The organism is Curtobacterium sp. P97 (assembly GCF_023712445.1).
Classification (GTDB): Bacteria; Actinomycetota; Actinomycetes; order Actinomycetales; family Microbacteriaceae; genus Curtobacterium.
On record NZ_JAMAYF010000001.1, the window covers coordinates 188,502 to 205,477 of the forward strand.

General features: G+C 73.2%; 6 protein-coding genes and 1 other RNA gene. 1 reads left to right on the plus strand and 6 read right to left on the minus strand.

Features of this window, described 5'->3' with window-relative positions:
• Window positions 1-114 precede the first annotated feature (114 nt).
• From recR to ffs, 4 genes are all read right to left on the minus strand, one after another.
• Window positions 115-714, minus strand: a complete 600-nt coding sequence (gene recR, locus M3677_RS00850; RefSeq protein ID WP_066655176.1) for a recombination mediator RecR — start codon at window positions 712-714, stop codon at window positions 115-117.
• Window positions 714-3,770: a DNA polymerase III subunit gamma and tau gene (locus M3677_RS00855; RefSeq protein WP_251159562.1), complete on the minus strand. Its 3,057-nt coding sequence runs from the start codon at window positions 3,768-3,770 to the stop codon at window positions 714-716. The genes recR and M3677_RS00855 overlap by 1 nt, the downstream gene beginning before the upstream one ends.
• A gap of 145 nt (window positions 3,771-3,915) precedes the next feature.
• Window positions 3,916-11,898 (minus strand): choice-of-anchor G family protein, encoded by a 7,983-nt coding sequence (locus M3677_RS00860; protein WP_251159563.1) that lies wholly within the window; start codon window positions 11,896-11,898, stop codon window positions 3,916-3,918.
• A 533-nt stretch (window positions 11,899-12,431) separates the two neighbouring features.
• Window positions 12,432-12,528: signal recognition particle sRNA small type (gene ffs / locus M3677_RS00865), an RNA gene on the minus strand.
• 36 nt (window positions 12,529-12,564) lie between these two features.
• Between ffs and M3677_RS00870 the strand changes: the two genes are divergently transcribed.
• The gene (locus tag M3677_RS00870; protein ID WP_066655180.1) at window positions 12,565-13,239 is read left to right on the plus strand and encodes an SDR family oxidoreductase; all 675 of its coding nucleotides are present in this window, start codon (window positions 12,565-12,567) and stop codon (window positions 13,237-13,239) included.
• 237 nt (window positions 13,240-13,476) lie between these two features.
• On the opposite strand, the gene M3677_RS00875 is transcribed toward M3677_RS00870, so the two are convergent.
• Complete coding sequence (locus tag M3677_RS00875) at window positions 13,477-14,673, minus strand: acetate kinase (RefSeq protein WP_251154631.1); 1,197 nt, start codon at window positions 14,671-14,673, stop codon at window positions 13,477-13,479.
• A gap of 75 nt (window positions 14,674-14,748) precedes the next feature.
• Window positions 14,749-16,857, minus strand: a complete 2,109-nt coding sequence (gene pta, locus M3677_RS00880) for a phosphate acetyltransferase (protein WP_066655183.1) — start codon at window positions 16,855-16,857, stop codon at window positions 14,749-14,751.
• Window positions 16,858-16,976: the final 119 nt, after the last annotated feature.

A 16,976-nucleotide genomic window follows, 5' to 3' on the forward strand; every position in this document is an offset into this window, starting at 1 on the left:
TACTCCCGGGGACGACGGTTCCGCGACGGTCGCGCGGTCTGTCAATCGTAGAGGGTGTTCCGCGGATGTTGCGTGCGAGGCGGGCTCGACGCAACGATCCTGCGCGCACGTCCGTCAGTGACCGACCACGCGTCGACCCTCGAAGGCGCGGCCGAGGGTCACCTCGTCGGCGTACTCGAGGTCACCGCCCACCGGCAGCCCGGAGGCGAGTCGCGTGGTGCGGATGCCCATCGGGACGAGCAGTCGGCTGAGGTAGGTCGCCGTCGCCTCGCCCTCGAGGTTCGGGTCGGTGGCGATGATGACCTCGTCCACGGTGCCGTCGGCCAGCCGCGTCATCAGCTGCTGGATCCGCAGGTCGTCCGGACCGACACCGTCGATCGGGCTGATCGCTCCGCCGAGCACGTGGTAGAGCCCACGGAACTCGCGGGTGCGCTCGATGGCAGCGACGTCCTTCGCCTCCTCCACGACGCAGATCACCGACGGCGACCGACGGGGGTCACGACAGATGCTGCACCGCACGTTCTCGGTGACGTTGCCGCAGACCTCGCAGAAGCGCACCTTCTCCTTGACCTCGGCCAGGAGCTCGGACAGTCGTGCCGGGTCGAACGACTCGGTCTGCAGGATGTGGAACGCGATGCGCTGCGCCGACTTCGGGCCGATGCCCGGCAGCCGACCGAACTCGTCGATCAGGTCCTGGACGATCCCGTCGTACATCAGGCGCCTTCCTCGTGCAGGGCGGTCTCCTCGATGAACTGCGCGCCGAGGATCTCACGGACGACCGCCTCGCCGTACCGACCAGCGACCGGCGTCCGACGGACCTGGGGTGCAGCGGTCCGTGCCGGAGCTGGCTGCGCAGCCGCCTCCTGGGTCGGTGCTGTCTGCGCAGGTGCTGCATGCTCGGGCGCTGCCGGCGCGGGTGCGGCCTGTGCCGGGCCAGTCGGCGCCGGTGCTGCCTGCGGTGCTGGTGCCCGCGTCGGTCGCTGGCTCGGTGCACCCGAGGACGCGTGCGCTCCCGGATCGGGGAAGGGAGCGCCGTCGTCGTAGGGCTCGTCGTCGAGCGGGTAGTCGTCGACCGGGACGTCCGGCCCGCCGGAGGGTACGGCGGCCGCGGTACCCGGCGCGGCGGGCGCTGCCGATGCGGGCGCTACGGCTGCGGCCGGTGCGGGCGCTGCGGCTGCGGCCGGTGCCGGCGCTCCCGGTGCGTCGGGTGTCGGGTCGCCCGGTGCAGCAGCACGGGCCGGCGCTGTTCCGGCACCGCCGAGCGCGGAGGCCGGACGGAGCTGTGCAGCGAGGGCCGCGTCAGCGGCGGGGTCGGAGACCCGTGCGACGGGCACGACCGGCTCCCCGGTGTCGGTCGTCCCGAACGGTGCCGACCAACCCGGCTCGAGGTGCTCGGGCACGGCGCCGGCGGTCGGGTCGGTCGCCGGGATCGTGGCGACGGCCCAGTCGGTCACCGGAGCGCTGGGCGTGGCCGGCTGCTGCCGTGTGGTCGGCTGCTGCGATGCGCCCTGCTGTTGGTTCGCCTGCTGCTGCGGGCTTGCCTGCTGCTGGCTCGCCTGCTGCTGCTGGCTCGACTGCTGCTGCTGCTGGCTCGGCTGCTGCGGTGCGGTCGGCTGCTGCTGCTGCGGTGCGGTCGGCTGCTGCGGCGCAGTCGGCTGCTGCTGCTGCTGCGTCGGCCCTTCGGCAGTCCCCGGCTGCGTCGGTGCGGACTGCTGGCGCGCGGCCTGCTGCCGGCTGTTGTCCTCCGACGTCACCTGCGGTCGCGTCGGCTGCTGCTGCGACGTCTGCCGACCCGGCTCCGACGCGGGAGCACCGGCCGAGCGCTGTTGTCCCGGCCCACGGGCGACGAACTTCACCCGCAGGCCGAGGACGTCGATGATCGCCGACCGGAGCAGTTCGCTGACGCTCGTCGCGGGGTCGGACATCTCCTTGAACGACGCCACGTCCTGCTGGCTGGGGAAGGTGAGCGTCAGCACGTCCTCGCGCAGGGCCGTCACCTGAGCCGTGACCACCACGGACCAGGCCGAACGCCGAGCGCGCTGGACGTGCTCGACGACCTGGGGCCAGGCGTCGCGGAGCTGCTGGAAGCCGACGGCGGCGACCGGTCGGACGACCGCCTCGTCGCCGACGGCCGTCCCCTGCCCGGTGGACGACGCGTTCGCGGTGCCCGACGGATCGTGCTGGTGCTGCTCGATCGGGTGTGCCGTCGTCATCGCACTCGACGCGCTCTGCTCCGCCGGTCGGCCCGAAGACCGATCGGTCGGGCCGTCGGCCGGACCCTGGCTCGGTGGCGTCGCCACGGCCGCCCAGGAGGCAGCGGCATCGCGCACGGTCGCGCCGGGGTCCCGCGGCTCGGCGTCACGCGCGGTCGTCGGAGCCTGATCGGCGGGCTCCTGGTCCGGTCGGGTCGGCGCCGCTGCTCGGGTCGCGGTCGCGGTCGCGGTCGCGGTCGACGCAGCGAGCTGCGCAGCCGGGGTCGCCTGCGAGGAGCCGGCCTGCGCCGCGGCGCCGCCCGCTCCCGTGCGCGGAACCGAAGCGCCCGCGGAGGACTGCTGTGCAGCCTGCGGTCGTTCGACCGCGGCGGGAGCCTGGTGCCCGCCGGCGTCGCCGACACCGACGCGACGCTCGAGCCGCTCGACGCGGGCGAGTGCACCGCGCTGGGTGTCGTCGACCTCGGGCACGAGCATGCGCGCCGTCATCAGCTCGAGGTGCAGTCGGGGCGACGTCGCACCGGTCATCTCGGTGAGCGCGCGGTTGGCGATGTCGGCGGACCGCGACAGCGCCGTCGCGCCGAAGACGCCGGCCTGCCGGGTCATGGTGTCGAGTTCCTCGGGAGAGATCCCGCGCAGCACGGCTGCGGCGCTCTCGTTCGTCGCCGCGACGACGATCAGGTCACGGAGCCGCTCGAGCAGGTCCTCGACGAAGCGACGCGGGTCCTGCCCGGTCTGCACCACGCGGTCGACCGCGGCGAAGGCCGAGGCGGGGTCGGCCACCGCCAGTGCGTCCACGACGTCGTCGAGCAACGCAGCGTCGGTGTAGCCGAGCAGGGCGACCGCGCGTTCGTAGGCGATCGCGCCGTCCTCGCTGCCGGCCATGAGCTGGTCGAGCAGCGACAGCGTGTCTCGCACCGACCCCCCACCGGCACGGACGACGAGCGGGAGGACACCCGGCGCGACGGAGACCGACTCCTGCTCGCACAGCTGCTCGACGTACTCGAGCATCGTGGCCGGCGGGACGAGCCGGAACGGGTAGTGGTGGGTCCGGGAGCGGATGGTGCCGATGACCTTCTCCGGCTCGGTGGTCGCGAAGATGAACTTCACGTGCTCCGGCGGTTCCTCGACCAGCTTGAGCAGGGCGTTGAAGCCCTGCGGCGTCACCATGTGCGCTTCGTCGAGGATGAAGATCTTGTAGCGGTCGCGCGCCGGTGCGAACACGGCGCGGTCGCGCAGGTCGCGCGCGTCGTCGACGCCGTTGTGGCTCGCTGCGTCGATCTCGATGACGTCGAGCGATCCCCCGCCACCCCGGGCGAGCTCCACGCAGCTCGGGCAGACGCCGCACGGCGTGTCCGTCGGGCCCTGCTCGCAGTTCAGGCACCGGGCGAGGATGCGCGCCGAGGTCGTCTTGCCGCACCCGCGCGGCCCGCTGAACAGGTAGGCGTGGTTCACGCGGTTCGTCCGCAGGGCGGTCCGCAGCGGGTCGGTGACCTGCGACTGACCGATCAGCTCGGCGAAGTTCTCGGGCCGGTAACGGCGATACAGGGCGGTGACCACGGACCAAGGGTAGCCGGGACGGCCGACAGCGCGACGCCCTCGGCGACCACCTGTGGAGGGGGCGAGGAGGGGCGGGACGACACCGCGCCTCCCGGCCGTCGTGACGACGGACGAGAGGCGCGGTGCGGTCGGTGTGGGCGGACGGTCAGGCGCGCCCGCGGCGGATGCGGCGTGCCAGTCGGGAGAGACCGAGCAGCAGGAACCCGAGGACCACCAGGCCGCCGGCGGCACCCGCGAGCGGAGCGACGTCCGCGCCGGTGAAGGCGAGATCGCGACCGGAACCGTTGCCGGATCCGGATCCCGTGCCGTTGCCCGTGCCCGTGCCGGTGCCGGTGCCGTTGCCGTTGCCGTTGCCGTTGCCGTTGCCGTTGCCGTTGCCGAGCGATCCGTTGCCGGCACCGAGACCCGATCCGTTGCCGGTACCGATCACTCCGGTACCGGTGCCGGCTCCGTTCCCGGAGCCACCCGGCAGGCCTGGCTGGCCCGGCTGCCCTGGCTGCCCCGGCTGCCCCGGCTGGCCAGGTCCACCGGGCTGGCCCGGCTCTCCAGGCTCCCCGGGCTGACCCGGCTCTCCAGGCTGCCCGGGCTCACCGGGCTCACCGGGCTGACCAGGCTCACCGGGCTCACCGGGCTCACCGGGCTGACCAGGCTCCCCAGGCTCACCGGGCTGACCAGGCTCACCCGGCTCACCGGGCTGACCCGGCTCTCCAGGCTGAGCCGGCTCTCCAGGCTCTCCAGGCTCTCCAGGCTCTCCAGGCTCCCCAGGCTCCCCAGGCTCCCCAGGCTGACCCGGCTCCCCAGGCTCTCCAGGCTCACCAGGCTCACCGGGCTCACCGGGCTCACCAGGCTGACCCGGCTCTCCAGGCTCACCAGGCTGCCCCGGCTCTCCAGGCTCACCGGGCTGCCCCGGCTCTCCAGGCTCACCGGGCTGCCCCGGCTCCCCCGGCTGCCCGGGCTCACCGGGCTCACCGGGCTCACCGGGCTCACCGGGCTCACCGGGCTGCCCCGGCTCACCCGGCTGCCCCGGCTCACCCGGCTGGGCGGCGACCACCACCACCGGCACCGTCTGGGCGGCGGACGTGGCACCCTCGACGGTCTGGGTCACCGTCAAGGTGTGCGAGCCGACCCCGAGCTCCACGGACACCGACCAGGAGCCGTCGGCAGCCGCAGTCGTCACGACGGGGTCTCCCGCGTCGCTGCGGACCGTGACGGTCGCACCCGGGTCCGCCGTCCCGGTGACCTGCCAGGTGGCGGTGCCGTCGGCACCGGCCGTCTGCCGGGCCCCGGGCAGGGGCGAGGTGACCGTCAGGGGGTCGGCGACCCGGACGACGATCGGCACGACCTGCGAGTCGGAGGTGCCCCCGTCCACGGTCTGCGTCGCCTGCAGCGTCCAGTCACCGGCCGGGACCTCCTCGAAGGTGACGCTCCAGCGACCGTCGCCGCCGGCCGTCGTCGTCCGGACCTGCCCGGTCGAGAGCCGGACCTCGACCGCGGCGTCGGCTGCGGCAGTCCCGGAGACGGGCACGGTGGTCGTGCTGTCGAGCCCGGGGGCCTCGAAGAGGCGACCCGGGGTCGGGTCCGTGATGACGACGTCGTCCTCCTGCGCGGCGACCACGCTGATGCCGCTCGTCACCGGGGCCGAGGTGGCCCCGCCGACCGTCTGCGTCGCCGACACGGTGTGGTCGCCGACCGGGACGTCCGGCACGGTCACCGTCCAGGAGCCGTCCGCACCGGCCGTCGTCGACACCGTGGTGCCGTCGAGGTCGACCGTCACGGTGGCGCCCGGCTCGGCGGTCCCGCTGACCGGCACGGAGACCGTGTCCTGGTCCGTCGGGAACACCTGGCCGTCCACGGGGGCGGTCACCTGCAGCGGGGCCACGGCGGCGACGGTGAAGGCGACGTCGGGTGCTGCAGTGGTCCGGCCGTCCACGGTCTGCGTGGCGGAGGCGGTGTGGCCGCCGAGCGCGACGTCCGGCACGGTGACCGTCCAGTCGCCCTCGTCGTCGGCCGTGGTCGCGACGGCGGTGCCGTCGTCGATCGTGACCGACACCGTTGCGCCGGGCGCTGCCGTGCCCACGACCCGGACCGGCGTGGTGTCACCGACGATCCGGACGGTGCTGCCGGCCGCCGGCGTCGTGATGACGACGGCGTCCTCGTCGGCGACGTCCACGGTCACGTCCACCACGACGGGGTCGGAGGTGGTGCCACCGACCTCCTGGCCGACGGTCACCGTGTGGTCGCCGGGACCGACGCCCGGTACGACCGTGTCCCAGGTGCCGTCGTCACGGACGGGCACCTCGATCGGGTCGCCGTCGTCGACCACCACGGTGACCGTGCCACCGGGCTCGCCGGTGCCCGCCACGGGCAGGTCGACCGTCGGGTCGGACGCCGGCACCGTGACGACCTGGTCGTCGGTCGGCGTGCTGACCGTCAGGGGCGCACCGGCCTCGACCGTGAACGTGTTGACGACCGGACCCGAGGTGGACCCGTCGACCGTCTGCGTCGCCCGGACGGTGTGCTCACCCGTCGCGACGCCGTCGAACCGGACGCTCCAGGTGCCGGCGTCGGTCGCCGTCACGGTCTGCTCGTCGCCGTCGTCCAGGGTCACGCGGACCTCGGCACCGGGCTCGGCCGCCCCGTTCGCGACGATCGTCGCGAGGGAGTCGTCCTGTGCGACCGTGACGGTGGACCCGTCGGCCGGGGTGGCGATCGTCAGCGGTGCCGCGACCACGACCTCGATGGCGACCGTGACCGGCTGCGACGTGGTGCCGCCGACCTGCTGGGTGACGCTGACGGTCGTGGTGCCCGCGGGGACACCGGGGACGTCGACCGCCCAGTCGCCGTCCTCGTCGGCCTCGGTCGTGGCATCACGCCCGCCGCCGAGGTCGAGCACCACGGTGGCGCCGGGCTCCGCGGTGCCGCGCACCGTGACCGTCGTCGTGGCGTCCTCGTCGGCGACCCGCACCTCGTCCCCGTCCGCGGGGGCGGTGATGACGACCGGCGCTGCCGCGACGACCTCGAAGGGACGCTCGACCGGCGTGGTCGAGGTCGAGCCGGCGACGGTCTGCGTCGCCGACACGACGTGCTCACCGACCGCGACGTCGTCGACGTCGACGCTCCACGTGCCGTCGTCGCCCACCGTCACGTCGACCGGGTCTCGGTCGTCGACGGTCACCGTCACGGTGGCGCCGGGCTCGGCGTCACCGGCGACCGTGACGGTCGTCGTGGCGGCGACGTCCGCGACGGTGACGGTGTCCTCCGGCTGCCGGACGACGAGCTCCGCCGCGGCGACGACCGAGACCGGTCGCGTGACGGGGGCGCTCGTGGTGCCGTTCACCGACTGCGTGACCGCCGCCGTCCAGGACCCCACCGGGACGTCCTCGACGGTGGTCGCCCAGGTGCCGTCGTCGCCGACGACCGTCTCGGCGGTGCCGCCGTCACCGAGGTCGACGGTGACCGTCGCCCCCGGCGCGCCGGTGCCGGCGAAGTCCACGTCGGTGGTGGCGTCGTCGTCCGCGACCGTGACGGCCGTGGCGCCGGCCGGCGTGGTGACGGTCAGCGGCGCCCCGGCGCGCACCGACACTCCGGCGCTGACGGGTGCCGAGGTGATCCCGCCGACGACCTGCGTCGCCCGGACGGTGTGGTCACCGGTCGGCACGTCGGTGAACGTGTGGGTCCACCGTCCGTCGTCGTCCGCCTCGACGGTCGCCTGTTCCCCGGTGGAGAGCGTGACGGTCACCGGAGCGCCCGGCTCGGCCGTACCGGCCGCCACGACGTCGGCCGTACCGGTCGCGTCGGCGACCGTGATGACGTCACCGTCGTCGGGGCTGGTGAGCGCGAGCGGTCGGCCTGCGCGCACCGTGAGCGTCTGCTCCGCACTGGAGGCGGTGGTGCCGCCGACCGTCTGCGTCGCCGTGACCGTCTGCTCGCCCACGCCGACGCCGCCGACGGTGACCGTCCAGTCGCCGTCGTCGTCCGCGGTCGTGGCGGCCTCGGCGTCGCCGACACGGACCGTCACCGGTGCGTTCGGCTCTGCCGTGCCGGACACCGTCACGTCGCGTGTGGTGTCCTCGTCCGGGACGAGCAGGACCGCGCCGTCCTCGGGAGACGTGATGAGCACGTCGTCCGCGGCGACGAGCGTGACGTCGCGGGTCACGGGGTCGGACGTCGCCGGGCTGGAGACCCCGCCGGGCAGCGTCTGCGTGACCGACACCGGGTGCGTCCCGACGCCGACGTCCTCGAAGGTGACGGACCAGCTCCCGTCGGCGGCGACCGTGGTCGTCGCTCCGGGCTCCTCGCCGTCGATCGTCGCGACGATCGTCGCGCCGGGCTGCCCGGTGCCGGTGACCGTCACGTCACGGGTCACGTCGTCGCCGGCGACCGTCATCGCCGCCGTGCCTGGAGCCGTGATGGTGAGGGGCGCCGCAGCGTCGACCAGGAAGCCCACGGGCAGGGCGTCCGTGCTCGCGCCGTTCAGCGACTGTGCCGCGTCGATCGTGTAGTCACCGGGGGCGAGCCCGGCTGCGTCGACCGACCAGGTGCCGTCGTCGTCGGCTGCGGTGGTCGAGAGCTCGAGGTCACCGACCGTCACCGTCACGGCTGCGCCGGGTTCGGCGACACCGCTGATCGTCACCGTGGCGGTGGCGTCCCCGTCGACCACGACGAAGCGCGAGCCGGCGGCCGGGCTGTCGATGGTGACGGCGGTGCCCGGGACGACGGTGAAGTCCCGCGTCTCGGTGGGACCGGTCGTGCCGTTCACGGTCTGCACGGCCTCGACGGTGTGCTGGCCGGTCCCGAGCTGCACCGGGTCGAGGACCCAGTTGCCCGCGGGGCCGGTCACGACGGCGACGGGTGCTGCCCCGTCGATGCTGACGGAGACGGTCGCACCCGGCTCCGCGGTCCCGCGGACCACGACCGACGCGTCGCCGGTGCTCGTGGCGGGGATCTCCTGCCCCTCGGTGGGAGCGGTGATCTCGAGGTCGTCGCCGACCTCGATCGAGATGTCCCGCTCGATCGCCGGCGAGGTCTGTCCACCGACGGTCTGGGTGACCGTCACGGTGTGACCGCCGGTCCCGACGTCCGGCAGGGCCACCGACCAGGTGCCGTCGTCGTCCACCGTCGTCGTGACGGGTGCTCGCTCGTCGAGCACGACGTCGATCTCGGCACCGGGCTGCGCCGTCCCGGTCACGTCGACGTCGACCGTGTCGTCGTCGTTCGCGACCACGGTCGTCGCGCCCTGCACCGGTGCGGTCACCTGCAGCGCTGCCGCGGGGACGACCGAGACGATCCGCTGCTGGGCCGGCGACGTCGTGCCGTTCACGGTCTGCGTCGCGGTCAGGGTGTACCGACCGACGGGCACGTCCTCGACCGTCGTCCTCCAGTCACCGTCTCCGTCGGCCGTCGTCGTGGCCGTGAGGCCGCCGCCGAGCGACACCGACACCCGGGCCCGGGGCTCGGCGGTCCCGGTGACGTCGAGGTCGGCGGTCGAGTCGGCGTCGAGGACGGGCACGGTGGCGCCGTCCGCAGGGGTCGCGATCGTCAGCGGGGCACCGACGGCGATCTCGAAGGCCGAGGTGACGGGCGCCGAGGTGGTGCCGGCGACCGTCTGCGTCGCGGTGATCGTGCGCTCACCGACCGGGACCCCCGGGAAGGTGGCGGTCCAGTCGCCGTCGTCGTCCGCCTCGGTGATCGCCGTGAAGGAGCCGCCGAGGTCGACCGCGACGGACGCGTTCGGCGCAGCGGTGCCGGTCACCGTGACCGGGGTGGTCGACGTGGCGTCGGCGACCGTCAGGACGGCTCCGTCGGTCGGCTCCTCGATGGTGATGCCGGGAACGGCGGTGACCGAGAAGTCACGGGTCACCGGAGCGCTCGTCGTGCCGTCGACGGTCTGGGTCGCCGTGGCCGTGTAGTCGCCCGCGGGGACGTCCTCGACCGTGGCGGTCCAGGTGCCGTTCGTGTTCGCCGTGGTGGTGGCGGTCAGACCGTCGCCGAGCGTCACGTCGACGCGGGCACCGCCCTCGGCAGCACCGGTGAGCACGACGGCGCGGGTGTCCCCGACGAGCGGCAGGACCGCATCGGGGGCCGGAGTCTCTATGGTCAGCGTCCGAGCGGCGACGACCTCGAAGTCCCGCGTCACCGCGGCCGAGGTGGTGTCGCCGACGGTCTGCGTCACGCTGGCCGTCTGCAGCCCGACCGGGACCGCGTCGACGGGGACGCTCCAGACGCCGTTGCCGTCCGCCGTGCCGCTCGCCGTGACGTCGTCGCCGATCGTCACGTCGATCCGCGCGTTCGCGGTGGACGTGCCGGTGAGGGTCACCGGGGTCGTGGTCCCGGTCGTGGTGAACTGCTGCCCGGCAGTGGGCGTGTCGATGACCAGCGGACGCTGCGCGACGACCGAGAAGGCCTGCGTCGCGGTGCCCGCGGCGGCGCCGCCGACCGTCTGCGTCGCGGTGACGGTCCGGTCCCCGACCGGGACGTCCGCGAGTGTGGCGGTCCAGGTGCCGTCGGGGGCGACCGTCGCGGGGGCGGTCAGGCCACCGCCCGCGGCGAGCGCGATGCCGGCACCGGGTTCACCGGTCCCGCGCACCGTCACCGAGCGGGTGGAGGTGTCGGTCGGGACGCTGAACTGCTGCCCTGCCGTGGGTGCGGTGATCGTCGGGGCCAGGAACGCCGTGGCGCGCACCGTGGAGGTGGCGAGGTCGACCGTCGCGGCGTTCAGTCCCGGCAGCACCGTGAGGCGCAGGGCGGTCACGCTCTGCGCCCCTGGGTCGTACCCGCGAGGGTCGCGGAAGCGGGGGTCGTCCTGCGCGTTCACCGTCAGGTCGACCACCTGACGGAGCAGGAGCACGACGGGCGAGAGCGCCGTCGCGACCGCGGTCGTGGTGGTGGTGAGCGTGGTGCTGAGCTGGGTGAGGGCGGCGGAGTTCGCCAGCGGCCGCACCGCGGTCTGGAGGGCCGGGACGACGGTGCCGCTGACGAGCGTCCCGAGCACGGGGGCGACGTTGATCCCGAGGATCGTTCCCGTCGACACGGAGACCTGCGGCGTGGCCGCGCCCGACACGGCGAGCGCACCGATGGTCGAGTCGACGGTCACGTTGATCGGCAGGTTGACCGCCCCGGCCGCGCTGAGCGTGGCACTGACCTGGACGCGCACCCGTGCGGCGTCGACCGCGTTCGTGACGGCGGTGCTCAGGGTGGCAGGGAGCTGTGTCCCGAGGATGTTCGTGATGCTGCTGTTGATCGCGGCGACCGCAGCATCGGTGAGCACGGGGGTGTTCGCCGGCTGGTCGTTGAGCCGCGTCAACGTGTCGAGGTCGACGGTGATCGAACCGGTCGACGGGGTGATGGTCACCGCACCGTCCGTGATCGGCTGCGCGAGGACCCCGTCGATGGTCGGCCCGAGATCGAGGTTCGCGGTCGTCTGGACGCTCGTGTTCCGAACGGACACCAGCGGCGAGAGCAGCGATCCCAACGCCCCCGTGACCGCGTCGGTCGTCACCGCTCCGCTCAGCGCGGTGTTCACCGAGGCGGACAGCGGCGCGACGTTCGCCCGCAGGGTCGTCGCGAGTCGGGACACCGCGGGGCTGGTGAGCTGCAGGTTCGCGCCGGCGATGCGGTAGTCGCTCGCGGTGCTCACCGTCGCACCACGTGTGGCGCTGATCGTCGAGGCGAGCGCGCCCACCTGCAGCTGCGCGTTCGACAGCACGGTCGAGTCCGCGCGGACCCGGGTCAGCAGCGGGTTCAGGTTCAGCGTCGACGCACCGGCCCCGGTGCCGCTCCCGACGCCGATCGCCCCGTCGTTGCCGACGAGGCCGGAGGAACCGCGGGCGCCCGTCTGCGAGGTCGTCGCGAACTGCCCGTCGACACCGAGCGTCAGGATGCCGTTCGCGCCGAGCAGGTCGACGTTGTTCGACAGTCGGACGCCCAAGCTGTTCAGCGCGGTGAGGTCGAGCGGCTGGTTCGTCGTCCCGCCGACCGTGCTCGCGCTGCTCGCGGAGTAGGCACCGCGGAGCTGGGCGAGCGCGTCGACGTCGACGATGCCGGAACCGCTGAGCAGGAAGCCCTCGGCCTCGGCGACGTCCGTCTGCGCCGCTGCAGCCGGTTGGATCGCCACGGTGGCGGCGAGCAATGCCGTCACCGTGGCGACGACACCGCCGCGCAGGAGGAGGCTCCGGTCACCGGGAGCTCGTCGTCGAGCCCGGTTCCCGTCGCCGGTGATCCATCGTGTCCAGTTGACCGCTCCTGCGGGCACAGGGGTACCCCGGAGCGACACGTGCCTGCGCATGCGTGTCCCGTTTCCTGGCAGGCTCGCCTGCCACCTGATCCTCGGACTCCCCCGCTGGTGAGACGGGAGAGGGTCGGAACCCTGGTTGGGGGTTCCTGAGGGTGATCTTTACACATGAACAGGAACCGCGCACGAGGTTGCACGAGATTTCGTCGGCGAGTCCGCTCGGCGTACCGGAACCATCGCGGATCTGCCGGAGAACGGCGAAGACTTCCCATGCACAGGACGACACAGCCCCGGAACGAAGAAGACTCCGCACGCACAGGACGACACAGCCCCGGTCGCTCCGGCTGCGTCCTCGCCCCGGAACGAAGAAGACTCCGCACGCACAGGACGACACAGCCCCGGTCGCTCCGGCTGCGTCCTCGCCCCGGAACGAAGAAGACTCCTCACGCACCCGCCAGAGCCCGGTTACCCTTGCTGCGTTTCCGCCCTGGGGGAGTTGGCCTGGATGGCGTCACGTGAGGAGCCTCCGGAAGTCTACCGGATGCTCCGGGCAGTATCGGACACATGAAGATCGCCATCGCCGGAGGACACGGCCAGATCGCACTGCTCCTCGCCCGCCTGATCACCGACGCGGGCCACGACGCCGTCGCGATCATCCGCAACCCTGCCCACGTGACCGACGTCGAGCAGCAGGGCGCGACGGCCCTGGTCGTCGACCTGGAGCAGGTGGACGACGACGAGCTGGCGCTGCGCCTCCGTGGCGTCGACGCCGTGGTCTTCGCCGCGGGTGCCGGGCCGAACAGCGGCGCCGACCGCAAGGAGTCCGTCGACCGCGACGCGGCGATCACCCTGGCGGACGCGGCGGAGCGGATCGGGATCCAGCGGTACGTGATGGTGTCGGCGATGGGTGCCGACGCCTACGACCGCGAGCGTGCCGTGGTCCCTGCCCGGACGGAGGCGGACGTCTTCCAGGTGTACCTCCGGGCGAAGTCGGAGGCCGATGCGAACATCCGGATGCGGAACCTGGCCTGGACGATCATCCGGCCTGGAGCACTGCTCGACACCCCGCCGCAGGGCACGGTGCACGTCGGCCGGACGGTCCCCCGCGGGTCGATCCCCCGTGCGGACGTCGCCGCCCTCGTCCTGCACGCACTGCTCGACGACACCGCCGTCGGGGTGCAGTTCGAGGTGACGAGCGGCAACACCCCGATCCCGGCCGCCCTGCACGCCCTGAGCTGACGCGGGCGGGACGCTGGCGTCAGCGCGAGACGCCGGCGTCAGCGCGAGACGCCGTCCACCGAGCGAGACGCCGTCGGAAGTGGCGGCGTCTCGACGAAGTGGCGGCGTCTCGAGTGGCTGGCGGCGCCTCGGCGACGGCGCAGCACCAGGCGCCACGCTGCGCCGCGCCGTGCCACCAGCCCGACGGCCCGACGGCCCACCAGCCCGACGGCCCGACGGCCCACCAGCCCGACGGCCCTACAGCGCGACCGCCGCCGACTGCCGGGCGATCTCGAGCTCCTCGTTCGTCGGCACGACGAGCACCGCGACCCGCGACGCGTCGGTCGAGATCAGCCGGGCCTCCTTCGAGTGCAGCTCGTTCCGGTCGGCGTCGACCTCGATGCCCAGGTGCTCGAGCCCGGCGAGCACGCGCCGCCGCAGCAGCGCGTTGTTCTCCCCCACCCCGGCGGTGAACACGACGGCGTCCAGCCCGCCGAGCTGCGCCGTGTAGGCCCCGACGTAGCGGCGGATCCGGTGCCGGTACACGGCGAGCGCCGCCTCGGCCTCGTCGTCGCCACCGAGCGCCGCGTCCTGCACGTCGCGCATGTCGCCGTTGCCCGTGAGGCCGAGCAGACCGGACTGCTTGTTGAGCATCGTGTCGAGGTCGTCGAAGGACATGCCGGCCTCGCGGTGCAGGTGGATGAGCACTGCCGGGTCGAGGTCGCCGGAGCGCGTGCCCATCACGAGGCCCTCGAGCGGCGTGAGCCCCATCGACGTCTCGATCGACCGCCCGCCGTCGATCGCCGCGACCGACGCCCCGTTGCCGAGGTGCAGCACGATCGTCTTCAGCTCGGCCAGCGGGCGGCCGAGGAACTCCGCGGTCTGCTCGGACACGTACTTGTGGCTCGTCCCGTGCATGCCGTACCGGCGGATCCGGTACCGCTCGGCGAGGTCGGCCGGGATCGCGTACGTGTAGGCGTGCGGCGGCATGGTCTGGTGGAACGCGGTGTCGAAGACGGCGACGTGCGGCACGTCCGAGAACACCTGCTTCGCCGCGCGGATGCCCTCGAGGTTCGCGGGGTTGTGCAGCGGCGCGAGGCTGTTCAGGTCCTCGATCTGCTGCTCGACCTCGTCGGTGACGACGGTGGCCGCGTCGAAGGTGGTCCCCCCGTGCACGACGCGGTGTCCGACGACCGCCGGCGGGTGCTCGTCGAACGACGGCCCGACCTTGGCGAAGGCGTCGATCATCGCTTGGAAGCCGGCCGCGTGGTCGGGCACGGACGCCGCGTCGTTCGACGACGACTCCCCCGTCAGCGCGTTGGTGTGCTTCCACGCCCCCGACGACTCCCCGATGCGCTCGACGAGTCCGGAGGCGAGCGTGCGCTCGCCCTCGAGTTCGATGAGCTGGTACTTGAACGAACTCGATCCGGAGTTGACGACGAGGGCTGCGGTCACGGTGGGGTGCCTTTCTCGGGACGGTCTGGAGGCGCGGTGCGGGCGGGTGGGCTGGTCGCGGTCGGCGATGGTCGGTCAGGCCGCGTCGGTCGCGGTGCCGGCCTGGATGGCCGTGATGGCGACCGTGTTCACGATGTCGCTGACGAGCGCACCGCGGGACAGGTCGTTGATCGGCTTGCGCAGGCCCTGGAGGACGGGTCCGATCGCGACCGCACCCGCCGAGCGCTGCACGGCCTTGTACGTGTTGTTGCCGGTGTTGAGGTCGGGGAAGATGAACACCGTCGCCCGGCCCGCCACGGGCGAGTCCGGCATCTTCGTGCGGGCGACCGTCGGATCGGCGGCGGCGTCGTACTGGATGGGTCCCTCGACGAGCAGGTCCGGACGGCGCTCCCGGACGAAGGCCGTCCCGGCACGCACCTTGTCGACGTCCGCACCGGTGCCGCTGTCGCCGGTCGAGTAGCTCAGCATCGCGACGCGCGGGTCGATGCCGAACTGCGTGGCCGTCTCCGCCGACGAGATCGCGATGTCGGCGAGCTGCTCGCTGCTCGGGTCGGGGATGACCGCGCAGTCACCGTAGACGAGCACGCGGTCGGCGAGCGCCATGAGGAACACGCTCGAGACGATCGAGGTGTCCGGCCGGGTCTTGATGATCTCGAAGGACGGTCGGATGGTGTGCGCGGTGGTGTGCTTCGCCCCGGACACCATGCCGTCGGCGAGTCCGAGCTGCACCATGAGCGTGCCGAAGTAGGACACGTCGGTGACGGTGTCCCGCGCGAGCTCCATCGACATGCCCTTGTGCGCACGGAGCCGCGTGTACTCCTCGGCGAAGCGCTCGCGCAGCTCGGGATCGAACGGGCTGACGAGCTGCGCCCCGTCGAGGTCGAGGCCGAGCTCGGTGGCGCGTGCCCGGATCGACGTCGGCTCGCCGAGGATCGTGAGCTCGCACACCTGTCGCGCGAGCAGCGTCGACGCCGCGTGCAGGATGCGGTCGTCGTCGCCCTCGGGCAGCACGATCCGCTTGCCGTACCCACGCGCGCGGTCGAGCAGCCCGTGCTCGAACATGAGCGGCGTGACGACCCCGGACGGGGTGAGCTGCAGGCGGTCGCGCAGCGCGTCGGCGTCGACGTGCTGCTCGAAGAGCGCCAGTGCCAGGTCGGCCTTGCGGGGTGAGTCCGCTGCGAGGCGCCCCCGGGTGTGGGTGATGCGGAGCGCGGTGTCGTACGTGCCGAGGTCGTTCCGGGCGATCGGCAGCGAGCTCGACAGGCCCTCGAGCAGCCGGGTGATCTGCGGCGAGGTCTCGAACCCGCCGTTGAGGATCACGCCCGCCAGGCTCGGGAAGGTCTCGGACTGGTTCGCGAGCACGGTCGCGAGGAGCACGTCGCTGCGGTCCCCCGGCACGACGACGATCCCGCCCTCGATGAGCCGCGGCAGCACGTTCTCCATGCTCATGCCGGCGACCACCGTGCCGAGGGCCTCCCGGTCGAGCAGCGCCTCGTCACCGCGGACGAGCGTGGCGCCCGTCGCCTCGAGCAGGGCGCGCACCGTCGGCGCCACGAGCACCCGGTCCTCCGGGATGGCCCACACGGGGGTGTCCGGGTGGTCGTCGCGCACGGCGTGCTCCACGCTCCGGACGATCGCGGCCAGGGCGTCCGGGTCCGCACGGTTCACGACGACGCCGAGCAGCTGGGCGTGCGCCGCCCGGAGTTCGCTCGTGGTGACGTCCGCGACCTGCGCCATCGCCTCGGGCGTGCGGACGCCACGCTCCGAGGAGTCCCGACCGCCGAGCACGAGCAGCACGGGCGCGCCGAGGTTCGCCGCGACCTTGGCGTTGAACGACAGCTCGGTCGGGCTGCCGACGTCGGTGTAGTCGGACCCGAGCACCACGACGGCGTCGCACTGCCGCTCGACCTGGGCGAACCGGTTCAGGATCGTGCCGAGGGCGGCGTCCGGGTCGGCGTGCACGTCGTCGTACGTCACGCCGACGGCCTCGTCGTAGGAGAGCCCCACCGCGCTGTGCTGCAGCAGGAGCTCGAGCACGTAGTCCGGCTCGGCCACCGACCGTGCGACCGGTCGGAACACGCCGACGCGTCCGACGGAGCGTGCGAGGGTCTCGAGGACACCGAGCGCGACGGTGCTCTTGCCCGTGTGTCCTTCTGCTGACGTGATGTAGATGCGGGTCGACACCCCTCCAGGCTAGTCGCGGGCACACCGTGCGCTCTGGGAGCCGACGGGGCCGTGGACGGACGTGGTCGTGACCACCCCCGCGAACCTGTACCATGGGGTGTCGTCACCGCGAGGTGGCA

Bases quoted from the DNA above. Each gene is read 5' to 3' on its own strand.
- M3677_RS00870 (WP_066655180.1), top strand. From the start codon at position 12,565: ATGAAGATCGCCATCGCCGGAGGACACGGCCAGATCGCACTGCTCCTC.
- recR (WP_066655176.1), bottom strand. From the start codon at position 714: ATGTACGACGGGATCGTCCAGGACCTGATCGACGAGTTCGGTCGGCTG.